Raw genomic sequence first — 21,977 nt, forward strand, 5'->3', positions numbered from 1 at the left:
TTATCGGTAGCGTTGCTCTATGACTTCCGGGCCAGAGCTTTCGCTGCGTGCCCGTCTAGGAGCCTTAGCTCTTAAGGCTGATCCGGATTTTCATCAGCGTAAATGGCGTAAAGCTCAAGCAACCTTCGCTACTCAGGTATTGGCCGAGCCTTCTTATGCGCCACTCATGGGCCGCCCATTGGTTTCGGAGCGAAATTCGCATCTCGGGCGACCAACCCACGTTGTTGTGGTGCCCTATGAGGGTGAAGGGCATAAATCCTTCACTGCTGGAACTCGTAACTTCTACTACGAAGCAGCTCAAACGTTGGCCGAGAACATTGGGCAAGCTCACGTGTCATTCTTTTCGGTGATTGAGGGCGAGTCTTCGGCGCAATGGCATGTGCGCCTTGCCGACTACATCTTCGATGTGGGTGCCACGCATGTCATCACGCATATCGAGGCTGATCCTGGAAGTTCAGAGTCGGCTTGGACATGGGATATCTGGTGGACAGCAATGTCATCGCGCTGGGACGGCGTGCTTCTTGGAGTGATGTTTGATTCCGCATTTGAATGGATACGCGCGAAAAGTCGTTTACTTGCTCGAATCTCACCAAATTTCATGGCAGTAGATATCTGCATGCCAATGAATGGTGAACTCGTACGCGGCCGAAATGAAGTTGGCCCCGTGAACATGCCTGTGTCACGGCAGTCGCTCGCACTTGTTGAAGAACGACTTTTATCTGTTCAAGTCACACACGATGTTTCATTCATTGGAGCGCTCTACCCGTATCGCGTCGAAATGCTTGATCAACTGCGTGCAGCTGGAATTCGCGTCGCAGTTAATCCCCATCGGTCTGATGAAACCGCTGACTTTGCGGCCTCACGCACAAATCAACCATCGTGGCTTGATTACATGGCAGGCCTTGCCGGAAGCCATATGACAATCAACTTTTCGCGATCATCGGCTGGTCCGTTCGAACAACTCAAAACCCGTGTACTCGAAGCAACATTGGCAGGAACCGCGCTCCTCACTGATGATCACGACCGCACGCGTCTATTTTTTGAACGCGATCTGGAATTTGCGGAGTTTGAAACCGTTGATCAGCTTCCAATGTTGGTATCGGAACTCCTTGGCGACTCTGTTCGTTTGGATGCGATGAAGCGCGCCGGTAAAGAGCGGGCATACACGATTGCGCATACGAATTTTTGGGGCGGAATTGAAACCGGACTCATCGAGCGTGGATTGCCGCGCTTAACGAACAACGATCATTAGTTTGGTCGAATGACCTGACCGTCAAATGCACGCTGCACCACATCAATATTCCCCCAGCCCGGATGCAAGATCGCTCCCTGCCACACGAGAAACACCGGCACTATTACTGCCAGCAGCCAGGTGTTTCGCCAGATACGGACTGTAGCCGCTTTGTTGAGGTGCGCATGAGCTATCCAAGTGAAGATCGGCGCGATCACAATGATTCCGGCAATTCTCGTTGCATCGATAGCAATCAGTGGAATGAGAAACGAGATCGCAAGGCTTTCGATGATGAGGGCTTTGCCGACAGTTGAGTTTCTTACACTTCGGTTGGCAAGCACTACCCAACCGATGCCAAGAACTGAAAACACCGTGAGTGGCAGCATCGTGACGTAGCACTGCCAGAGTGCATCGAATGGGATTGACTTAAAGAGTGAGAAGCGATCGGTGCTGCCACCCCAAGCATGAGTGATTGCATGCATCGCGAAGCTTCCAGCGACCACTGCAACGCCTGCGGTAACGATGCGCATCGTGGCATCCCATTTCCACATGATCAGCGCGATGGGTGCCCAAGCGATGAATGCAAAGATCGCAATTGGGGCGTGATTTATGGCGAGAGCAAACCAAGCAATGAGAGCAATCCATTGTTTGCGCACCATCACGGCAGTGCTCAGAGCAATGATAGAAATGGCGTCATATCCGCCAATCCAGGTCAGAGCGATCGGTGCAAGTGATCCACCAGCAACAAAGATGAAGGCGAGCTTCGCGCGTTGCGTGTGTTCTTTTCGGTACGCGAATGCAATTGGCAAAATGATTGCAACTGCTGCAAGAAGCATCGAAAACGCGAGATACCGGTGTGGTGACTGGAGTCCAAACATTCCAGCCATCCACGCTGTCACCACATTTGATCTCAGTGATGCATCACCTTCGGCAAGCAGTGGTGATTGGGAGATGTCTTGCCAGTGAACGGCACCATCGAGAAAGCGATGCCATTCGGGGTGAATACCGATGCCAGTTTTGAGTACCGTGACGGTTAGAGCAGCAACTGCCAGGAGCGTTGTGAATGCCAGGGGGTGCGTGACAGCGCTTTTCGCGCGCGCACGTTTCGCGCGGGCACTATGCATCAGCACTGGTGTCTGGACCACGAGGAGATCCGCGCCTTCAGTCGAAGGGACCCCCCGGTCCTAGCCGCCGGCATCTGAGCAGCGCTGCGTGGAATCTAGGTGCTTAACCGATGTTTTCTTGAGCACCTTCGTTCGTGTCTCAGGATTGTTACGCAATCTTGTAAAGCTGCCAGCGGCCATCGAGATCAATGACGACCGGCTTTCCGAACAAAGTGGACAATTGGGTCTCGATGGCTTGCGGATCTTCAAAGCCTCGGGTGTCCAGGTGCACGGCACAAAAGCCCTTGTCTTTGAGATCTTGGACCTGGAAGCCATTGATCCCATTGGTGTAATCGAGCTGCCAGGTGCTGGCGATGGTGTCGCGCATGCCGCCGTATGACCAACTCTTGTTGTCATTGAGTAGTCCAACAGTGAAGTGTTCGTAGTCGTTCAAGTTTGGAGCAGCGATGCCGTTTTCTGGGTAAATCATGATGGGCAGTTGCAGCACACCGCAGTTTTCTGGAATCGCTGCATTAACTGCAGCTTCGTAATGCTGGGCTTGATCGTGAATGGCTCGACCGCCGCGGGCCACGTCGTCATAAAGCGGTTTCCATGGCAGCACACTGTCGATCAACGTGATGGCAAGGATGATCACTGCGATTGGAATGGCGACGTATTCGCGCTTGGTCCAATCCTTACCTGCAATTGCACCAGCTGCGCCGAGGATGAACAGCAACAGCATGAGCGGAAGCAGGCGATTCCAGTCGCGAATCTGAGTGAGGAACCAATTCACGATTAAGAAGTTCAAACTCCACGGGCCAAACACCAACACCATGAGCACGAGTAGGTACGCGATGAAGGTCAGTGGTGGTCGAGGGGTTGCATCAAGTTTGGTTGCTAGCCCCAGATTGCGTTTGCGGGCGTTATTCACCAAACCGATAAGGAAGACGATTAAGCATGCGCTTGTAATCCAGGTGCCGTAGTTGGTGATCAGGTTTTGTTCTTCACCCGGAGCTTGGGAGAACATCCCACCGATCCAGTTGTTATAGCCACTTAAAAGTGAGTTGTAGGGAGCTGGCAGCACGCTGATTGCAAGATCGCCGCCGTACTTAACGCTGTCCATCGGATCGCGCTGGCCAAGATTGGTCACATCAGGATTTGATGCTCGGTTAATCACTGACGGAAGAAGCCCGATCACCATTGCCACTGCTAAGCCAGCAAGTGGAAGCGCTCCAGCAACTAATCGTTTGGTGCGGTCGCCCTGCGAAACTCGCCACAGCACGGCAGCAAGCAGCATGAGCGCGGTGAAGAAGGCGTAATAGACCGCGCTCCACGCTGCAGTGAGCACCAGCACCACGATCAGGGCAATGGATTTGCGGCGTTGCTTCTTGTCTTCGGTTTTCAGCCAACCTTGCAAGCGGCCAGAGCCAACGAGTAGAGCGAGAATCACGCCGGCAACTGCGCCATAAAGCGTTGCGAGGTAAAGGTGACCAAGGGCGCGACCCCAGTGCCAAGGGATGAAGGTGAAACTCACGGCAAGCGCGATGGCGAGGTAACTCTTCAACCCCATCATGCGAATTGCTGCGTACGCCATCACTGCGACTAACGGGAAGCTGACAATCAGCAGCACATTTATGCCGATGTAAGGATGGCCGGTGAGAACAGAGATCAGATGCGAGAACGTGTTTTGGGTGATGTCCAGGCCTGGGAAGTAATTCAGGTTCATGCCATACGGAAAACCAAAATGCGTCGTGACGCCGTAACTCCACCAATTCCAGGCTTCGGCATTCACATAGGTGGCAGTCATATCGCCACCACCCCACGGCACGTTGATGTCCTTGAGGTTTGGCCAGAACACGAACATCGACATCACGAAGCTGATGAGTGCGGTGGCCATGACCTCAACGGTGGTTCGGGTGCGTGAGGTCATGTTCTTCAGTGCATTCATGCATTCGTCCAAGTCAGTCGGGTCAGGCAAGCGTGGCCTACCGGAATTGTTGCGGTTGGCCAGGTGAAGTCGTAACACATTGGATCAGATGGGTTCGAAGCTTGTGGCAGGCCACCCATGAAGCTCTGGATGCCATCGAGTGACTGCCCATACATTGCGATCACGGTCGGTTTGATCTCGTTCAAGCGTGCACGATCATCATCATTAAGTTCTGGGAATAAACCAATGCGGTTTTCACCCCACAGCTGCATGCCTGCGACTACATAGAGCTCGCGATCGCCACCAACCCAGTCACCTTGCACCCACGTGAGGATGGTGTCGGTGTTTTTGGTGTTCGCCAACAACCACTCTTGGGTGTTCACAGCCGTGTGAAGCTTCTCGGAAATTGGGTTGTCATTGAAGGCCCAGTTGTATGGGCTTAAGTAATACAACCCGAGTGGGCCGCGTGAATTCTGCAACAACTGGCCACCGGCAACGAGCACAGTGATTGCAATGAGGCCCGCGATGGTTGCGAACTTGCGCTTCGTTACAAGCGCGATGATGATCGCAATCACTGTGATTACTGCAGCAATAAGCCAGCCCTGATGTAAACCAATGATCGCTGTGGAATGGCCAGCGGTTGCGATGATTACGACTGCTACCGCTGCAGTGATGATTGTGGTGAGGTTCCAGCCGGCTGGTTTGGTATTGATTTCTTGGTCTTGGTTCTGTAGTTGATCTTTTCCTGATTGCATCACGGTGACAACAGCAAGTGCGAGCGCAATGAGTGCAGGTGGCCACAACATTGCTTGATACATCGGAGCTTCGAGAGCGATGCCACCCATCAGCGGTGAAAACACCAACATGAAAGCGATGCTGCTTGAACTGATAGCAAAGGCCAGTTGAGCCGCTTGGCTCTTTTTGTTTTTGAACCAGACTGCAAGAACAAAGATCAGAATGCTTGCTGGCACTAACAGCGAGATGTCTTTGAGCCACACAGGATCTTTACTCGCGAAGTTGCTTAAGTTGATGCCTTGGGCATCGAGATATGCGCCGACCCAATTGAGCTCGGGGAAGATGATTTTGCCGATGCCCAGGAATGCAACGAAGGTGATTGCGGTTGCGATTGCAGCGATGCTGATTGATTTCGCAGTTTCTTTCGCCTGCGCTTTAATCTGAGCGCTTCTGAGGATTTTGACGACGAGCCAGATCACACCGGCGAGCAATACGCCTGGTGGGTTGACCATGACAAGCCAACCAAGCAATACACCTGCTGTGATTGCAGATTTCTTGCCCCCAAACATTGCTGTTGCGATGAGTGCGCTCGTGCCAGCAAGCACGGCACCGGTGAGATAAGGATTCGCGAGATAACTCAAGGGCACACTGCTCAAAGCGATGCAGGCTGTGAGGATTGACGCGGTTTGAGTGTTCGAGAACTTCTTGATGGTGATGTAGGCACCAGCGATGAACATCAACAACAGCAATGCATGCCAGATAGCGAAGCCGCCCCAAGTGCCAGCGATCGATGTAAGCACATGCGTTGGAGCAATAGTTCCCAGCCGCGTCCAGAAATATGAATTGTCATACGCACGATCGCTGACTTCGCTGCCGAATACACCAAGGCTTGTGTAAAAGGAAGAATCAGGTGTGTCTAACCCAGCCCAGCGTTGGGTCAGGAGTGTTACACCGATCCAAATGGCTGCAACTGAAATCAGGTCAGGAAGAAACCGCTTGATGTTTCGAGTTGATGCCTGCTGTGCTGTGGTGATCGACATTGCGCGTCGAGGTGATTACTTGCCGTAGGTAACGGTGAGTTCACCAGTTGCAAAGACCACTGATGGGCTGAAGGTATTGGTCTTCAACTTTGTGTTCATCCAGTCAGCTGTTGCCTGATCAATGATGCGCAGATCAAGGCCGGTGTAACTGTTGGTGGTGGTGTAGACACTGCTCAAGGTTTTCCTCGAACGGATCTTGGCGATTGTGAACATGCGCTTATTGGTCTTGTCCGCCATCACGCAGTCAACAACCTTCACCGCAACATCGACAGCAGGGTTCAAGCAGTTGATGTAGTCATTGGTCTTGGTGTTCGTGATGCGAATTTGACCACCAGTGAAGTTCGCAGTTTTTTCAACAGCGACCACAGGGAATACTGAAGTGATTTGGGTGCCGTTGTTCTTAGCAACCGAGATCGTAGGCAAGCTGGTGGTCACACGCAGATTGTTATAAGCCCAGGTGCTCAAGATGCCAGGGCCCGTAGTGAAGCTGAAGGCTCCAGTGGCCGGAGTTGGGTCAGCATGGGCGGCGAGGGGCGCAGCGATACCGCCCGCAATAAGCGCAGCAGTAGCCACGGCGGTGCTGACGATCGTTTTCCCTCGCATGTCGGCAAGGATAACCCCGTGAGCACCACTCCAGCGCCTGCCGCTTCGGTCTTACTCGAATCGTTACGAGGGATCGTTGGACCCACCCACGTGTTGGTGGGTGATGACTTGGTTGCCCCCTATGTAACCGATTGGACCCGCCGCTATTCGGGGCCATGCGTGGCGGTGATTCGGCCCGCGTCGACGCTTGAAGTTTCCGCGGTGTTGGCAGCTTGTTTCGCTGCCGGCCAGCCAGTGTTGGTGCAGGGCGGCAATACCGGGCTCGTAGGCGGCTCCGTTCCTGCTTCCTCGGGCGTGGCTCCAGTGATTCTTTCTACCCGCAGGCTTTCTTCGATTGGCCCAGTTGATCAACTCACTGGGCAATTGACTGCAGAGGCGGGCGCATTATTGAGCGCGGTGCAAGATGCAGCCTCAGCAGCTGGTTGGGTCTATGGCGTTGATCTGGCTGCACGTGATTCAGCAACTATCGGTGGCACAGTGGCCACCAACGCTGGCGGAGTGAACGTCATTGCTTATGGCATGACACGTGCGCAGGTTGTTGGCATTGAAGCGGTGCTGGCAGATGGCACCGTGATTTCGCATCTCAACGGCTTATTGAAAGACAACACAGGTTTTGATTTTGGTTCATTGCTGTGTGGATCAGAAGGCACGCTTGGTGTGATCACCGCTGTGCGCTTGCGCTTGCATCATCCGCATGCGCGAACATCGTTAGCAATGATCGGATGCGCAACGTATGGCGATGCACTCGCGTTGATGTCTGCATCAGCTCGCGGTTCACATTTGATTGCAGCTGAAATGGTTGATGCCATCGGTATTGAACTGATGGAATCAGTGTTGGGGATTCCTTCACCACTTGCAGCATCGTGGCCGGTGGTGGCCTTCATTGAAGTTGCTGATGGTGGTGATGCTTCAGGTTTGCCGCTCAATGATTCACACGATGCAGTGGTGGCATTCGATGCTGGTGAACAAGCGCGTTTATGGCAATTCCGCGAACGTCAGACAGAGGTCTATGGCGCGAAAGGTATTTGCCACAAACTCGATGTGTCAGTTCCGCTATCACGCATGGAAGAAGTGTTGGCAGATCTTGGATCCTTGTTGCGTGATGCGCCAACTGTTGAGTTCTACGGGCTCTTTGGCCACATCGCCGATGGCAATATCCATGTGGAATTCATCGGCCCTGCAGCAGATGATGTTGAAGTCGATCACCAGGTTCTTGAGGTGATCTCGCGCTACTCCGGATCAATTTCTGCAGAGCACGGAGTTGGCCGCATGAAGGTTGATTCGCTGCACCTGACGCGATCAGCTGCTGAAATCACTGCCATGAAGGCAATCAAGGATGCGTTGGATCCAGCAGGGCTGTTGAATCAAGGGATTCTGTTTCGCACAGCGTGAAGCACAGGTCTTGCGCTCATTCCTACGTCTGACTACATTGTAGTCATGGCTACTCCACGCTCAGTTCGCCTTGATTCGGTGATCGAGGAACGCTTTGAATCCTTTCTTGCCCGACATCAAGGGCTTAACGGATCTGCTGCGCTGAATCGCCTCATTGATGAAGGCATTCGCATGGATTTGGTCCCCGGGGTGCATTTCCGGGATGGCGTTCAGGGTCGAAGGGCTGCACTTGTCGGCGGGCCAGAGATCTGGGAGGTCGCATCGGTTGTACGAGCAGCGCGAACGCTGACAGATGCGAGCGAAGATCAAGAAGTGCTTTCGCGAGTGTTGGAAACAACCTCGCTATCGGCCGGGCAGTTAGACACAGCTCTAAATTACTGGGCCCAGTTCGCGGAAGAGATCGATCAACTCGTGGATCTTGCGTGGGCAGAAGAAGATCGTTTACTGGCAATAGAGGCAAATAAGAAAACGCTGATTCGTGGTGAGAGAGTTACTTCGTGATCACACCGGGCGTCGAATTTAAGGCGCCACTAGTCGTTGCCCACCGAGGCTCAAACGAATTCGAACCCGAGCATTCACTTGCGGCTTACCTGCGCGCAGTCGATGAAGGTGCTGACGCAATTGAATGTGATGTGCGCCTAACAGCCGATGGCACCTTGGTGTGTGTGCACGATCGCGAGATCGGTCGCACGAGTTCTGGTCGCGGCTCCGTTTCAGCAATGCGCCTGCACGATCTGATGCACTTTGATTTCTCAGCACCGGAAAGTGAGAAATGGCAGCGAACTTCTTCTTTGGATGAACGTTCATCAGTGTTGACCTTGCGGGTATTGCTGGCAGCAATGCTTGAGTCGTCTTCCTCAATTTCATTTTCCATTGAAACCAAACATCCAACGCGCTTTGGTAAATACGTGGAAATGAGTTTGGTTGACGAATTACGTCACTTTGGATTACTGAATTCTTCGCGCGTTCGAATGATGTCGTTCAGCCGCTTCGCTGTTCAACGCATGGGTGTGATTGCTCCAGATGTTCCCACCGTGTTTTTGATGGACAAGATTCCTGCACGTCGATTAACAGGGGAACTTCCCGGTTCTTCATCAATTGCTGGAATCTCAATTGCATCGCTGGCTCTGCATCCTGAATTCGTTGAGACCATGCACGCGCGAGGCGGGCAGGTTCATGTCTGGACGGTCAATGAGCCGTCGCAGGCTGAATTGTGTTTGTCGTTGGGCGTCGACGCGATCATCAGCGATAAGCCGGCGATGGTGCGCTCGCTCGTCGAATAAGGTTGTCGGCATGGCTAAGAAAAAAGTGCGTGCAGGTTCAGCGGCAGTTGCTACCGATGGGGTTGTGCCTGTCGTAGGAATGCGCGAGCCATGCCCATGTGGTTCAGGTCGTCGTTACAAGGCCTGCCACGGCAAGGTCGAGGAAACCATCGAAACCACGCGCCCCTTTGAAGGCTTTGCTTCTGAGTGCGACATCGTTGCGCTGCGCGAGCTCGTGCCTTCGGCAACAGCCTCCTTGAAGTTGCGTTCCGATGCAGTGTCGGCGACAGGAGCTCCAGCAGGTGCTCGCAAGGTCACTTTGGCAACTGTGTTGCCCAACGCCTACCCAGGCTTAGTGCGCATGGATGGTGAAATCCTGCTGGGCCTGCAGGTCAACACTTCTTCAGGCAATGCCAGCCGCGATTTAGCACTGGTACTTGCTGCCGCCCTTGATGCTGAGCCAGGTACTCCGATTGAAGCTCCACGCGATGCGACAAGTTCATTGCGTTTACAAGACCTGATTGATGGGTCGGCGCCATTGGATGTTCAGGTGCATGATGGCTTCGACTTCTGGGTCGATAAAGCAGAAATGACCGATGAGGTTCGCGAATCACTCGAGCGCGCTTCCTCATACGCGCACCCAACGTTGAAACTTTCATCCGTTGATGCTGCTTACTGGTGCCAGATGGGCGAGAAGGAACATCTTCGTTGGTCGATGCCAATTGCTGAAGAGCAGTTGCTCAATGCACTTGCTCGTCTTGATGCTGCGGGTGAATCTTCGCTTGGTGAAGACACCAAGCTTGTTGGCATGTTCCGTGCTCACGGCATTGTGGTTCCCGTGTGGGATCTACCGCTTGGATTTGGTGCAGCAGCCTGTGAAGCACCTGCAGCTGCGTTCCTTACTCGCTTGAATGCAGCACTTGCAATTGATGCGCCACTGACTGATGCAGAACGCCGTGCGCGCTCATTGCTCACCACGAAGCAAGTAACGCTTCGCTAGCAGCGATCTACTGATTCTCAGTTGTTGGTTGCTGAGGATCAGTGATGGTCGCGCGCACTTCAACAACTGACGTTGGGTATTCAACGGGAGTTTTCTTAAAGCGTGGTCCACTCCATGGAGCAGGCACTGCATCGAGCTTATAAGCCAAGCCATATGCGGGATATTCGTATTGCTTACGAATTTCACTGAACATTTCCCACGCATCGTCATCGCTACGCGCGATTGACACGTGAGCTTGTTTCAACATTGCAAGCGCATGATCAAATTGTTCGCGTGTAAGTGTTGAAATTCTCGCTTGATCGAAACCAAGTTGACGCGCTTGAGCGGCAGTCATTCCACGCGCTGCATCTTTAGCCGCAGCATCATGCACTGATCGACGATTGTCATTCCATGCCGGAATCTCTAAGGCTGGCCGAGAATGCACGGATTTGGTTGTCAGGTAATTACTCAGGAGCGGAATTCTCTTGGTGAATTTCTGAGGCCCAGCTGCCAGAAACAACACTTCAAAGGTTTGTGAACCCTGCAAGAGCAAACGATAGGCATACGAATTCTCTTCAGTATTCGAAACAGAAACGTGCAGTGCTGCTGCATCCATTGCAGCTAGCAATGACGTGACGTAATGCTGATGCGCGCGAGAGCCGCGAATATAAATCAAGGTCGGGTAGGTCAAGTGTGTAAGTCTCAGTTTTGCTGCCCACTCGGACCACTGATGAAAATACGATGCGATTTCTGACGTCGTCCCGGCCATTGAAGAACGAGCCAAATATTCAGGACCCCACGATGGTTCACCCGCTGTGGTGCTGAACATCGTGACAAGTACTTCGCGATCGAGGTAGGTCTGGAAAATCGTTGGCAGGTAACCGATCATCATGGCGATCAAAATCGGTCCGGTGGTTGCTGCGATGAAATCGATCGCGGTTTGCTCGCTGCCATTACCTCCGGCGAAACCCAGGGTGAGCAAACTGGAACCTGACTGACGCAGAGCCTGACCAAAAGGCATGCCGCTGATGCCATAAATCAACATTGCGTAGGCGAAGAGGAAACCAACAAGCCAAGCGAGCAAAATGCTCATGATCATGACCGGGCCGGTCCATGCCATGACTTTGTCTCGGCCGCGATAGGAGCGACGCATTGCGGCGAGCCCGCGGCTAGCTCCGTAGACCGCCACCATGACTAAGCCAGTGAGGGATGATTTCAGCGGCCGAGGCACGATCACGGTGCGCATCATGCTGATGAAGGTGGTCAAAGCCAGGAAAAGGCCGATAGCGAAAATGCCCGAGCGTGAGGCCAAATCGGCAAAGGCGATGGGTTCGCTGGCTACCACGTTCAGCATGAGGCCTCGTTTGTCACAGGTGAGACCCTAGTTTGTTTCGGAATTCGGGTGCCTCACCGTTGCTCAACTGCCGGCACATTGAACCTCAGGCGGACCTGATGCTCATTGAGGCTGCGAGATTCAGCGATATCCGACGCTGCTTCGGCTACCGATTCGAGAATGCCCGGCTGACTTAACCAGAATTCGGTTTCCTCTGAAATTGAGTCCGAGTGCAGGTGCATTGGCTCAAAATACGGTGAGAACGAAGATATTTCTAGATATGAATGAGGCCATTCACGGTTGGGAGGTCCTCAGGGGCGGATTACTCCTCGCAGGCCTTAGGCTTTGGCGGTGAATATCGACACGAGTGCCATGAGCGTCCTCGTGATCGTTGCCCTCATTTTGGGGGTGCTTGGCTTGGGTGTTGGCGCCTTTGCCCTCGTGCGCCTATCCCATATCCACCGCTCTTTGGCCCTGCTCCAAGCAGCTGAAGGCCGCGAGACCTTTGTCGACGTGGTGGCTCGCACGATTTCTGAGTTCCACGATCTGCGCGACGAGGTCGGTGACCTTGACCGCCTGCTCGTGCAGACGCGCTCGGAGCTTGCTCAAGCATTGCGCCATGTTTCTGTGGTCCGCTATGACGCCTTCGGTGACCTTGGCGGTCGCTTCTCGTTCTCGGCAGCAATGCTCGATGACTCAGGCGACGGCTTAGTGCTCACCTCGATCCATGGACGCACTGAAACGCGCACCTACATCAAGGGCATCAACGGCGGCAAGCCAGATATTGAACTGTCTCCAGAAGAAGCTGAAAGCTTGAAGTTGGCAAAGAAAGGCGGTGAAGCATGACTCGCATAGCGTTCCTAGGACCTCGCGGCACGTTCGCCGAAGCCGCACTTCGCTCAATGCCATCTGCTGTTGGTGCTGAGCTGATTCCTGCTGCCTCCGTGCAAGCTGCAATTGATCTGGTGCGAACGGGTGGCGCTGATCAAGCACTCGTACCGATGGAAAATTCAGTTGAAGGATCAGTTCCGCTGACCCTTGATGAACTTTCAGCAGGCACAGAACTCGTGATCATTGACGAAGTTGTGCTGCCCGTAACGTTCGCACTTGTTGCGCCACGTGGCACGTCACTTGCCTCAATTGCTCGCATCGCTACGCATCCCCATGCTGCAGCTCAAGTGCGCGGTTGGTTGGCTGCGAATTTGCCAGAAGTTGTTGTGCTGCCAGCACTTTCAACCGCTGGTGCAGCGCAAGGTTTACTGGATTCAGCTCGCAATTACGACGCTGCGGTGTGTCAGGAAATTGCTGCTGAAATCTATGAGCTTGATGTGTTGGCAACAGACATTGGTGACACCTCTGATGCACACACGCGCTTCGTGCTGGTTACCCGCGCTGGAGTTGTTCCACCTTCGACTGGTGCAGACAAGACCACGCTTGCGCTTTACATTCACCACGATCAGCCAGGCGCATTGCTTGCAATCCTGAATGAATTTGCCGTGCGCGGCGTCAACATGACGCGCATTGAGTCACGCCCCACTCGCAAGGTGCTGGGCGATTACTACTTCAGTGTTGACATTGAAGGCCACGTCAACGATGCGCGAGTTGCGGAAGCACTCAAGGGTTTGCATCGCGTGTGTCTTGATGTTCGCTACTTGGGTTCATACCCACGCCACGATGGCAAAGAGCCAGTGTTGCGTGATGGTGTGACTGATGCTGATTTTGCTGAAGCCGAAGTGTGGTTGCAGAAGTTGAAGGGGAACTAACGTGCGCTATTTCGTAACTGGGGCTGCTGGCTTCATCGGTTCACACTTTGTGCGTGAATTGCTTGCTGGTTCATACGGCGGTGACGTCACTGGTGTGACGGTGTACGACAAGCTCACCTACGCGGGCAACCTCGAAAACCTCGCTTTTGTTTCTGACGATCCTCGTTACTCATTCGTGCAAGGCGACATCTGTGATGGCGCACTGCTCGATCAGGTGTTGCCTGGTCACGATGTTGTTGTGAACTTCGCGGCTGAAACCCATGTGGATCGTTCGATTTCCGGCCCACAGGCCTTCTTGGTGACCAACGTGGTCGGAGCACAGACGCTGTTTGATGCGTGCTTGCGCCACAACATTCCGCGCACCGTGCACATCGGCACCGATGAGGTCTACGGCTCAATTGATGAAGGTTCATGGACTGAAGCAGAGCCGCTGATTCCTAACTCACCATATTCAGCAGCCAAAGCTGCAGCAGAAATGTTGGTGCGCGCCTATCACGTCACCTATGGCTTGAACATTTCGTCAACTCGTTGCTCGAACAACTACGGACCTTTCCAGTTCCCAGAAAAGGTCATCCCGCTATTCGTCACCAACTTGATCGACGGTGGCAAGGTGCCGTTGTATGGCGATGGCTTGAATGTGCGCGACTGGTTGCATGTTGATGATCACTGCCGCGGCATCGCACTCGTTGTTGAAAAGGGTGCACCGGGCGAGAGCTACAACATTGGTGGCGGCCTTGAACTCAACAACCGAGAACTCACTGAACAAGTGCTTTCATCCATGGGTGCTGACTGGTCAAGTGTGCAACCTGTTGAAGATCGTAAGGGCCACGATCGTCGCTATTCCGTTGATGATTCAAAGCTTCGTGCGATGGGTTATGAACCACAGCACAAGTTTGAAGATGGACTTGCAGAAACGGTTGCTTGGTACAAGGCCAATGAAGCTTGGTGGCGCCCGCTGAAGGCAAAGGCTGCGCTGAAGTAATGCGCGTTCTGGTTACTGGCTCAAAAGGGCAGTTGGGTTCGGAACTCGTTTCCATTCTCGGCGAGCGCGGCACGCCAGTGATGGGTGTTGATCGCCCAGGGATCGACATCACCCAAAGTGGTTCTATTGCAACGGCTTTTTCACTTTTTGAACCGACGGTAGTGATCAACTGCGCTGCATGGACTGCTGTTGACGATGCCGAAACCAATGAGCCCGCAGCGCTCCTTGCTAACGGTGTTGGGCCAGAGCTTCTCGCTTCTGCATGTGCCTCGACTGGTGCGTGGCTCGTGCAGATTTCAACTGACTACGTGTTTGCAGGCGATGCTGCTGTTCCTTACTTGGAAACCGATGTTCCTGCTCCTCTTACTGCGTATGGCCGCACCAAGCTTGCTGGTGAAGTTGCTGTTCAAACTGCGCTTCCCGATTCGCACTACATCGTGCGTACCGCTTGGCTCTACGGCATTAACGGCAATAACTTTGCTAAGACCATGTTGAAACTCATGGCTGAGCGCGACACGGTTTCTGTTGTTACTGATCAAGTTGGTCAACCAACCTACGCGCGCGATCTCGCGCATCAACTCATCGCACTCATTGATGCGCGCCCAACTGCAGGCACTTTCCATGGCACCAACAGCGGTGTTGCCTCGTGGTTTGAGTTTGCGCAAGCGGTGTTCGCTGGCGCTGGTGCTGATCCGGCACGCGTGCTTGAAACAGATTCGGGTTCCTTTGTTCGCCCCGCACCGCGCCCTGCGTATTCGGTGCTTGGGCACGACGCCTGGACTGCTGCTGGCTTGAGCCCGATGCGGGATTGGCGTGAGGCGCTGGATGCGGCCTTTAAAGATGGGCTGAGTGCCTAGTAGTTTCTAGGTGCACGGCTTCTGTTTTAGTCGCTCGTGCTGCACGCATAGCGTTGCTGAAGAAAGTAAACACGAGCGTCGCGATTGCGAGAATGAAAACCGCAATTCCTACATTTTGGTCAAGGCCTAATTCTGTTTTCCAGAACCCGTTCATGCGAATGAAGTAACTGAACTGAAAAATTTCTAATAACGCTACGAACGGCAAGAATGCATAGACAAGGTACTTGCTTCTTCTATCTCCCTGAATAACGAGCGCAACAAGCACGATGATCCAAGCGAGGTAGTACTGCGCATGTCCAACTTTGTAGGCGATTAGGCAGGCGAATAGACCTGTTGCGCTGGCTTCGAGCCACGTGAATCGGAATTTGTACGCGACTAAAAACATTGCTACTCCAACCAAAACCACGATCAGAGTGTTGTTGTTTGTGAGAAATTCAACGATGCGCGGGGTAATCAGCTCAGGATGATTCTTCAATGCGAATATTGGTGAAAGGTACGTGGCTTCTCGCGAAGCCCCAAATGTAAGGGAAAACAGAAAGTCACTGCCCCAAATCACCCAAGCAATGAATCCACCCATTGCTGTTGTTATTGCAGCCGAAATTGCTGGGCGCCAGTCGAATCGACGATTATTGAGACAAAAGAAAGGAATCAGCAATGCCGGGTAGTACTTCAAGAGCACGGCAATTCCAAGCATGACCCCGGCAAGAATCATCTGATTCCTGAATCTTGCCAGGATCGCGAAAGCAACAAATGCTGCAACTAATGTGTCGTTGTCACCAAACACTGAGGTGACGCTGATGACGAGAAAATTCAATGGAATCAGAACGAGGTAGAGCAGTGATTGACTCAAATCCGGACGAGTGAAATACAACCGTTTAACGAGCAAGAAATTTGCGATGAGGAAAACAACAAGCATCCCAAGTTTCGGCAGGAGTTGATGAATGGGAGCAAGGTACGCGAGAGCGTTGTATGCAGGTCCGTAGGTATTCGGAGGGAAGGTGTTGTTATGGGTCCAAGGATTTGTGCCCTCACGAACTAGATCCCAATGCATAAGGTAGTAGCCGTAGTCGTGCTGAATTCCAACTTTAAAAGCCAATCCCAGCATCGCAATTGACCAGATGAGAATCAAAGCGATCATGAGCGACTTATTTGTTAGCCACCTCAGCGGATTGTTTGCCACGACTTAAGCGTATTTCTGGCTCTAGAGTCGGCGAGGTAGTTGACGCAGGATTCGAATAGGAAGTCTTCCGGACATCGTTGGGACATGCGTTCCGGGCGATTCGAGGAGGGATTCAACCGCAATCCTTACGTCGTTCGGGTCCACCTCTGCATGCTCGTCAGCTTGGTCAATCGAGCCATGATCAATCCCGCACGCGGAAGCGAGGTTCGCAAAGATTTCATTAATCACAGGAGCAAGTGGTGGCTTAATTTCAAGCACGGCTGCACCCTTTGGGAGCCAGACGATATTGGAAAGCCCTGCACCATGCTGGGCCACGAGCACATCAGTCTCACCAAAAAGTCGGACCTGATCACAAGGCGACATCGCTGCTGAATCCACAAGAGTCACTTTGCCCAGATGGCTTAGCGATTCCGCGATGCGCTCAGTGTTTGGCATCGAGCGCCAGTTAGAGCCCGAAGCGTGGACTTCGGACTTGTCCGCGAGAAAGAAGTCAGGGCTGGGTCTCCGGTCGAGCACCGTAATGCGTTTTTCACCCAGATTCTGTGCTCGCGAATTGATACCTACGCGATTGAGAATCGTTGTAGAGAAAAGCTCGAGAGACTTTTTATGAAATCGCAGAGGGTCATCCCAACCGTGCAAGATTTGCATGTCTTGACGATGCGTAAGAGCGCGCTGCAGCATTACTCCTGGTGGCATGAATTCAAGATCAGTTTCTTCGCGCAGAAGGTCGAACCAAGGATTCATCGGTCCGCAGTCGCGAACTGTGAATTCCTGGGAACCAGTCTTTTCCTGCCACAGCACGAGTGGCATGAAGTAGCCGAAAAAGAAGTGGTAGTAATGCTCAACTGATCCGTTCCATTGAGCTGGAACAACCATCGTTCGCTTAATGCGCCAGCGCTTGCGAACCATATTTCCCCCTGCTGGAGCCTTAATCCGTGAAGGATTGAACTATATCTATTTGCGCGTTCCTTTCGCGCGCACCAAGAAGGCGTTGGCCCATGGATTAGTTCGGCTCTTAATGATTTTCACGGTCTGGACTTTTTCAATAGTCACTAAGTACCTTTGAATCATGATTGACCCTATAAACCAACCCCGATCAACTGATTTCCATGAAAGTCCGACCACATGACTCAACTATTTGATGTTCGTGTTTATCCGGAGGCCGAGATGTTCCTGATAGATGTGGATGGAGTCGGAATTTCTCAGACAGATTCGCTACAAGACGTCGAAACAACGGCGCTAGACCTCATTGAAATCATGTTAGAAATAAAACCAGATGATGTGGCACTGAATGTAATGCATGTTGCTCAATCTGAAAATTTCGTCAAGGCTGAAGAGACGATTGCCTTACTCGAAGCGCTGCCTGGCATCAATGTAATTTAACCGCGTGTTCAGCGAGATGCGAGGTTATTTGCAGTAGCTGCCATTCACCAAAAAGTGAATCTAATTGATCAACCGTGCTCTTGGACAGCTTGAACAGCTCCCAGAGATAAGTCGGTGCGTTCTCGGTACGGAGATGATTGCAGGAGGCGCCTGTGGAGTGGGGAATAAACGCGCCTGAGCGACTTAGACTGGGAATAGTCGCACGTTAATTTTGGTAGGGGTTTTCCGAATGCGTTTCTTCCGTATGGGTTCATTTGCTGTGGTCGGTTCACTTGCTGCAGCTCTGATCGGGTTCGCGCCATTGAGCCCTGCATCCGCAACTACCCAAACCTTTTCTTACCTAGGTGCTCCCCAGATTTATGTCGTTCCCGCTGGCGTTACCTCGATCACAGCCACCCTGCAAGGTGCCGCTGGTGGCACCGGAACAGCAGCGGGCGGACTTGGCGCGACCGTAACGGTCGATCTCAGCGTGAATCCTGGTGAAGTGTTGCAACTCAATGTTGGTGGACAAGGTAAGTCCTTCAATGGTGCTGGTGGTGGTGTTCTTGGCGGCGGTGCAACTGATATTCGTCGCCCAGCGTTCAACCCGCCAAGTCAAAACGCCTGCGCTTATGAATTGTCGTGCGCGGCAAACCTGCGAGTTGTTGTTGCAGGTGCCGGCGGCGGCGGAGGTAGTTCAGGTGTGGCGGGAGCATCTGGAGCTATCGGTGGCAACGGTGGTCAAACACCAACTGCTGGCATTGCAATCAACTTAGGGTCAATCAGTGGTTTCCCTGCAGGAAATGCAACCGGCGGCGGAGCCGCGACAGGCAGCAGTGGCGGCGCAGCAGGCACGGGAACTAACGCAACTTCAAGTGGCGCGGCAGGCGCTGGTGGCAGTGCTGTTGGCGGTGTAGGCGGATGGGTTGCAAACGCAACAGGTGGCGGCGGTGGCGGCGGCTACTTCGGTGGCGGTGGCGGTGGCACTAGTGAAAATGACAATGCACCTAAAGGTGTTGCCGGCGGTGGTGGCGGCGTTTCATGGGCCGGTGGAACAGGCGCGTCAAATGCATCATTCACCGATGGAAACGTCGCAGGTGATGGATCAATCGTGATTGACCCACCAAGTGCAATTACAAACGCAACGATTGCTTACACCGGTGCGCCGCAGTTCTACACAACACCTGCAGGTGTGACTGAAGTCGCCGTCCGCCTGTACGCCGGCGCTAGCGGCGCTGCGGGCGATGTTGTGTATGGCCGTTTGCCCGTCACGGCAAGTCAAACGTTGCAGTTCAATATTGGTGGCCAAGGCACTTCGTACAGTCCGTTCGCTCCAACGGCCCCGCTTACTGGTGGGTGGAATGGCGGAGGCGACGGCACTCTTGGTGATTACGGAAAGCAGGGCAGTGGTGGCGGCGGAGCATCAGACATCCGCACGTGCGCAAATCCATCACTGGGCTCACCTTGTGCGTTGACTGATCGAGTTGTTGTTTCTGGCGGTGGCGGCGGCAGCAGTGAAATCGGCTGGGGTCTGGGTGGCGGAACGGGCGGAGCTGCGGTAAACGGTGATGGTGGCAACGGCACGACGAGCCCAAATGGTGGCGGCGGAGGAACCTCGATTGCTGGTGGAGCCGGTGGCGGACTCGGTACAAGTGGAGTGCTTGGCGTTGGTGGAAGTGCAGGCTCCGCTCACTGGGCTGGCAGTGGAGCCGGTGGTGGAGGCTTCTACGGTGGCGGCGGTGGAAATGATGCCGGTGGTGGTGGCGGTTCGTCATTTGCGTCCGTCACTGGTTCTTCCGGTGCGAACGTGCTGGGTGTTTCGGGCGCAGCCTTCGCACATAGCCGGGGTGGTTCACTTGGAACTGGTATGGCAGTGGTTACTGCGATGCCGATCGGCGTGACAACTGGATCCTCGAGCGTCACAACTTCTTCCGTGAGCATTGCGGGAAGCGTGAATCCGCAGTTCCTTGCGTCGGTGCCAACTGTTTTCTATAGCGCAACGCAAAGCACCGTTACCAACGGCGGCGGATCAACTGCAGCACTGACGTCATCGAGTGGTGCGAGCACGCTCGCGGGAAATTCGACATCAACGGTGTCAGGATCAATCACTGGATTGAGTGCTGGAACGACGTATTACTACCGCGTATGCGCAAAGAGTGTTGCTGGAAACGGTTGTGGAACAACTGAATCGTTCACAACATTGCCAAACGGAACTGTGTTGCCTGTTGTGACAACGCCTACGGGAACGGCTACGTCTTCAACAATTATTGCAACCGCAACAGTGACGCCTGGTTCAAGTTCCACGCCAGTGCTATTCGAATGCGCGACCGATGCTGCATTTACTAACGTGGTTTCGACGGTGACAGGATCACCATCGCCAATCACTGGTTCTGCTCAAAGTATTTCTGGAATGTGTACTGGATTATCAGTGTCGACAACCTATTACGTGCGAGTTGTTGCCTCGATGGTTATTTCAAGCACTACCTACACCTACCCATCATCCGCACTTACGCTTGCAACTACGGCATATGTGCCACCAAGTAATGGTGGCGGTGGTTCAAGTACTTCAACGACATCTCCAACAATTGCTCCGTCGGCACCAGCATTGCCACCAATTGTTCCTCTGGTGCTTCCACAGGCACCTGCCACAGGTGGATCTACGTTGTTGGTCAATGGAGTTCTACAAACGGTTCGAGTGCAACCGATTGTGAGTAATACGGCGCTTGAGGTTTCTGGCCCCGGTTTCACGATGGTGCTTGAAGGAGCAGGTAGCAATGGTCAGCCGCTTGGTCTCACGCCAGATGGAGCACTGATTCTGGAATCAGATCGCTACGCCAAGACCACAGGCACAGGATTCATGGCACAAACTCCGGTGAAGCTGTTCCTGTTCTCGAACTCGGTGTATCTGGGCGATGTACTTACCAATTCATCTGGTGCGTTCAATGGCGCCGTGCAAATTCCATTAGGAATTCCAGCAGGTCGTCACACGCTCCAAGCTAATGGCTACACCACAGACGGGCAGATTCGTTCACTTTCATTAGGTGTAGTTGTTCAAGAGGCCGTTGCGCCAACTCAGCCGCTGCGATCGAAGAAACTCGTCGTGAGTTTCGCGCCGTTTTCGTCGGTGCTTTCCACTCAAGCGAAAACGCAAATTCGGCTAGCGTTGCCAAAGAGTGCGAAAACGGTGGTTGCGGGAACTGCAATTGGTTATGTGCAGTCATCAAAGAGCAACGGTAATGACTTGGCTTTATCGACCGCGCGTGCGAAATCAGTGAGTGCATACCTTGCCAAGTTGGGTGTGGCTGGAGTGGTGACCTATAAGGGAACGACTCAACCGGCGGGCGCCTCTGCTGCTGCTCGAAAAGTAACGGTCACCCTGCGCCATCGCTAGATGGTTGGCACGTCTTGCCTAGCTGACGCGCTTGATGTGGCTAGTGAAGATGAGTTGAGGGATTCATTGCACAAAATGCGACTGGATCTTTCATGAAAATAGGATATCCACAGGCTTCTGGGATCATTACCCATAAATATGGGTGCGGGTTATCCTTAGGCTATGAAGACGACCATTGAGTTGCCAGATGCGCTTCTGATGGAAGCAAAAAAGCTTGCAGTTGAGCAGGGTTGCACGCTCAAATCCGTGCTGGAGGTAGCCCTCCAACGCGAAATTGCCCGCCATGCGCAAGCCCAGGTTTGGGAACCCGATTACAGCCTGTGTTTTTCTGGGTCAGGTATGTCCAAGGTCGCTCAGGGCATGAGTTGGACTGAAATTCGCGAAGAGGCAATGGACCGGTCCACATGATTGCGATTGACACGAATCTTTGGGTTTATGCGCACCGTGCGGATATGGATCAGCATCTTGCAGCCAGGGATGCCATTTCGCGTGCGCTTACTGGTGTTGAGCAGGTCGCAATGTGTTGGCCAGTTGTCCATGAATTTTTGTCGGTCGTCACAAACAAGAAATTCTTCCCTGAACCCACGCCAATGGAACTCGCGTTGCGACAGGTCCACGGCTGGCTTTCTAGTCCGATTGCGACAACACTGCATGAAACTTCTCAGCACTTGTTAGTGCTTGAGGACATGTCATCCCAAACTGATATTTCAGGTGGGAAAATTCACGATGCACGCATTGCTGCAATCTGTATTGAAAATGAAGTCCGGGAAATTTGGACTGCAGATCGTGGTTTCGAAAAATTTGATGGAATCAGAGTTCGAAATCCACTGCTGTAAG

General features: G+C 53.2%; 21 protein-coding genes. 13 read left to right on the forward strand and 8 right to left on the reverse strand.

The window, feature by feature from the left end; genetic code table 11:
• The first annotated feature begins 19 nt into the window (after window positions 1–19).
• Window positions 20–1,252: a glycosyltransferase gene (locus tag PHN51_07020; protein MDD2818533.1), complete on the forward strand. Its 1,233-nt coding sequence runs from the start codon at window positions 20–22 to the stop codon at window positions 1,250–1,252.
• Here PHN51_07020 and PHN51_07025 read toward each other — a convergent pair.
• From PHN51_07025 to PHN51_07040, 4 genes are all read right to left on the reverse strand, one after another.
• Window positions 1,249–2,376: a hypothetical protein gene (locus tag PHN51_07025; protein ID MDD2818534.1), complete on the reverse strand. Its 1,128-nt coding sequence runs from the start codon at window positions 2,374–2,376 to the stop codon at window positions 1,249–1,251. The two genes, PHN51_07020 and PHN51_07025, sit on opposite strands and share 4 nt — an antisense overlap.
• A 127-nt stretch (window positions 2,377–2,503) precedes the next feature.
• A complete protein-coding gene (locus tag PHN51_07030) occupies window positions 2,504–4,264 on the reverse strand; it encodes a hypothetical protein (protein MDD2818535.1) in 1,761 nt (586 codons plus the stop codon).
• 14 nt (window positions 4,265–4,278) lie between these two features.
• Window positions 4,279–6,036 (reverse strand): hypothetical protein, encoded by a 1,758-nt coding sequence (locus tag PHN51_07035; GenBank protein MDD2818536.1) that lies wholly within the window; start codon window positions 6,034–6,036, stop codon window positions 4,279–4,281.
• A 15-nt stretch (window positions 6,037–6,051) separates the two neighbouring features.
• Window positions 6,052–6,639 (reverse strand): hypothetical protein, encoded by a 588-nt coding sequence (locus PHN51_07040; GenBank protein MDD2818537.1) that lies wholly within the window; start codon window positions 6,637–6,639, stop codon window positions 6,052–6,054.
• A gap of 18 nt (window positions 6,640–6,657) precedes the next feature.
• On the opposite strand from PHN51_07040, the gene PHN51_07045 reads away from it, so the two are divergent.
• From PHN51_07045 to PHN51_07060, 4 genes are read left to right on the forward strand one after another with little or no spacing between them, the layout of a single operon-like run.
• Window positions 6,658–8,031, forward strand: coding sequence for an FAD-binding oxidoreductase (locus PHN51_07045; GenBank protein MDD2818538.1), 1,374 nt, complete (start codon window positions 6,658–6,660; stop codon window positions 8,029–8,031).
• Between the two features lie 45 nt (window positions 8,032–8,076).
• Window positions 8,077–8,532, forward strand: coding sequence for a hypothetical protein (locus tag PHN51_07050; GenBank protein MDD2818539.1), 456 nt, complete (start codon window positions 8,077–8,079; stop codon window positions 8,530–8,532).
• Window positions 8,529–9,314, forward strand: coding sequence for a glycerophosphodiester phosphodiesterase family protein (locus PHN51_07055; protein MDD2818540.1), 786 nt, complete (start codon window positions 8,529–8,531; stop codon window positions 9,312–9,314). Before PHN51_07050 ends, PHN51_07055 begins: the two co-directional genes overlap by 4 nt.
• 10 nt (window positions 9,315–9,324) lie before the next feature.
• A complete protein-coding gene (locus tag PHN51_07060; protein MDD2818541.1) occupies window positions 9,325–10,293 on the forward strand; it encodes a DUF5926 family protein in 969 nt (322 codons plus the stop codon).
• Window positions 10,294–10,300: 7 nt separating this feature from the next.
• On the opposite strand, the gene PHN51_07065 is transcribed toward PHN51_07060, so the two are convergent.
• Together PHN51_07065 and PHN51_07070 are read right to left on the reverse strand one after the other, a co-directional pair.
• The gene (locus tag PHN51_07065) at window positions 10,301–11,626 is read right to left on the reverse strand and encodes a hypothetical protein (GenBank protein ID MDD2818542.1); all 1,326 of its coding nucleotides are present in this window, start codon (window positions 11,624–11,626) and stop codon (window positions 10,301–10,303) included.
• A gap of 53 nt (window positions 11,627–11,679) precedes the next feature.
• Entirely contained in the window at window positions 11,680–11,847 is a 168-nt protein-coding gene (locus tag PHN51_07070; GenBank protein ID MDD2818543.1) for a hypothetical protein, read from the reverse strand.
• 109 nt (window positions 11,848–11,956) lie between these two features.
• Here PHN51_07070 and PHN51_07075 point away from each other — a divergent pair, with 109 nt between their 5' ends.
• Genes PHN51_07075 through rfbD form a run of 4 tightly spaced genes read left to right on the forward strand, consistent with a single transcriptional unit; the run spans window position 11,957 to window position 15,207 of the window.
• Entirely contained in the window at window positions 11,957–12,451 is a 495-nt protein-coding gene (locus PHN51_07075; GenBank protein MDD2818544.1) for a DUF4446 family protein, read from the forward strand.
• Window positions 12,448–13,368 carry a prephenate dehydratase gene (gene pheA, locus PHN51_07080; GenBank protein ID MDD2818545.1) on the forward strand — a complete coding sequence of 307 codons (921 nt, stop codon included), beginning with the start codon at window positions 12,448–12,450 and terminating at the stop codon, window positions 13,366–13,368. The genes PHN51_07075 and pheA overlap by 4 nt, the downstream gene beginning before the upstream one ends.
• A gap of 1 nt (window position 13,369) precedes the next feature.
• Window positions 13,370–14,350 (forward strand): dTDP-glucose 4,6-dehydratase, encoded by a 981-nt coding sequence (gene rfbB, locus PHN51_07085; GenBank protein MDD2818546.1) that lies wholly within the window; start codon window positions 13,370–13,372, stop codon window positions 14,348–14,350.
• Window positions 14,350–15,207, forward strand: coding sequence for a dTDP-4-dehydrorhamnose reductase (rfbD, locus tag PHN51_07090; protein ID MDD2818547.1), 858 nt, complete (start codon window positions 14,350–14,352; stop codon window positions 15,205–15,207). Before rfbB ends, rfbD begins: the two co-directional genes overlap by 1 nt.
• Here rfbD and PHN51_07095 read toward each other — a convergent pair.
• Together PHN51_07095 and PHN51_07100 are read right to left on the reverse strand one after the other, a co-directional pair.
• Window positions 15,185–16,387, reverse strand: coding sequence for a glycosyltransferase family 87 protein (locus PHN51_07095; GenBank protein ID MDD2818548.1), 1,203 nt, complete (start codon window positions 16,385–16,387; stop codon window positions 15,185–15,187). The genes rfbD and PHN51_07095 overlap by 23 nt on opposite strands.
• A gap of 21 nt (window positions 16,388–16,408) precedes the next feature.
• Window positions 16,409–17,296: a glycosyltransferase family 61 protein gene (locus PHN51_07100; GenBank protein ID MDD2818549.1), complete on the reverse strand. Its 888-nt coding sequence runs from the start codon at window positions 17,294–17,296 to the stop codon at window positions 16,409–16,411.
• Window positions 17,297–17,512: 216 nt separating this feature from the next.
• Here PHN51_07100 and PHN51_07105 point away from each other — a divergent pair, with 216 nt between their 5' ends.
• The 4 genes from PHN51_07105 (at window position 17,513) to PHN51_07120 (ending at window position 21,976) form a co-directional block, all read left to right on the forward strand.
• Entirely contained in the window at window positions 17,513–17,770 is a 258-nt protein-coding gene (locus PHN51_07105; GenBank protein ID MDD2818550.1) for a hypothetical protein, read from the forward strand.
• A gap of 229 nt (window positions 17,771–17,999) precedes the next feature.
• Window positions 18,000–21,140 carry a glycine-rich protein gene (locus tag PHN51_07110; protein ID MDD2818551.1) on the forward strand — a complete coding sequence of 1,047 codons (3,141 nt, stop codon included), beginning with the start codon at window positions 18,000–18,002 and terminating at the stop codon, window positions 21,138–21,140.
• Between the two features lie 162 nt (window positions 21,141–21,302).
• On the forward strand, window positions 21,303–21,548 hold the full coding sequence (locus tag PHN51_07115; protein MDD2818552.1) for a hypothetical protein: 246 nt from the start codon (window positions 21,303–21,305) through the stop codon (window positions 21,546–21,548).
• Entirely contained in the window at window positions 21,545–21,976 is a 432-nt protein-coding gene (locus PHN51_07120; GenBank protein MDD2818553.1) for a PIN domain-containing protein, read from the forward strand. Before PHN51_07115 ends, PHN51_07120 begins: the two co-directional genes overlap by 4 nt.
• The last annotated feature ends 1 nt before the right edge of the window (window position 21,977 follow it).

Source organism: Candidatus Nanopelagicales bacterium (assembly GCA_028687755.1).
GTDB lineage: Bacteria > Actinomycetota > Actinomycetes > S36-B12 > S36-B12 > UBA11398.

What these genes read in the sequence shown, in the direction of transcription:
- PHN51_07020 (MDD2818533.1), top strand. Translation starts at nt 20, where the DNA reads ATGACTTCCGGGCCAGAGCTTTCGCTGCGTGCCCGTCTAGGAGCCTTA.
- PHN51_07030 (MDD2818535.1), bottom strand. Translation starts at nt 4,264, where the DNA reads ATGACCTCACGCACCCGAACCACCGTTGAGGTCATGGCCACCGCACTC.
- PHN51_07035 (MDD2818536.1), bottom strand. Translation starts at nt 6,036, where the DNA reads ATGTCGATCACCACAGCACAGCAGGCATCAACTCGAAACATCAAGCGG.
- PHN51_07040 (MDD2818537.1), bottom strand. Translation starts at nt 6,639, where the DNA reads ATGCGAGGGAAAACGATCGTCAGCACCGCCGTGGCTACTGCTGCGCTT.
- PHN51_07050 (MDD2818539.1), top strand. Translation starts at nt 8,077, where the DNA reads ATGGCTACTCCACGCTCAGTTCGCCTTGATTCGGTGATCGAGGAACGC.
- PHN51_07060 (MDD2818541.1), top strand. Translation starts at nt 9,325, where the DNA reads ATGGCTAAGAAAAAAGTGCGTGCAGGTTCAGCGGCAGTTGCTACCGAT.
- PHN51_07065 (MDD2818542.1), bottom strand. Translation starts at nt 11,626, where the DNA reads ATGCTGAACGTGGTAGCCAGCGAACCCATCGCCTTTGCCGATTTGGCC.
- PHN51_07070 (MDD2818543.1), bottom strand. Translation starts at nt 11,847, where the DNA reads ATGCACCTGCACTCGGACTCAATTTCAGAGGAAACCGAATTCTGGTTA.
- pheA (MDD2818545.1), top strand. Translation starts at nt 12,448, where the DNA reads ATGACTCGCATAGCGTTCCTAGGACCTCGCGGCACGTTCGCCGAAGCC.
- rfbD (MDD2818547.1), top strand. Translation starts at nt 14,350, where the DNA reads ATGCGCGTTCTGGTTACTGGCTCAAAAGGGCAGTTGGGTTCGGAACTC.
- PHN51_07100 (MDD2818549.1), bottom strand. Translation starts at nt 17,296, where the DNA reads ATGGTTCGCAAGCGCTGGCGCATTAAGCGAACGATGGTTGTTCCAGCT.
- PHN51_07105 (MDD2818550.1), top strand. Translation starts at nt 17,513, where the DNA reads ATGACTCAACTATTTGATGTTCGTGTTTATCCGGAGGCCGAGATGTTC.
- PHN51_07110 (MDD2818551.1), top strand. Translation starts at nt 18,000, where the DNA reads ATGCGTTTCTTCCGTATGGGTTCATTTGCTGTGGTCGGTTCACTTGCT.
- PHN51_07115 (MDD2818552.1), top strand. Translation starts at nt 21,303, where the DNA reads ATGAAGACGACCATTGAGTTGCCAGATGCGCTTCTGATGGAAGCAAAA.
- PHN51_07120 (MDD2818553.1), top strand. Translation starts at nt 21,545, where the DNA reads ATGATTGCGATTGACACGAATCTTTGGGTTTATGCGCACCGTGCGGAT.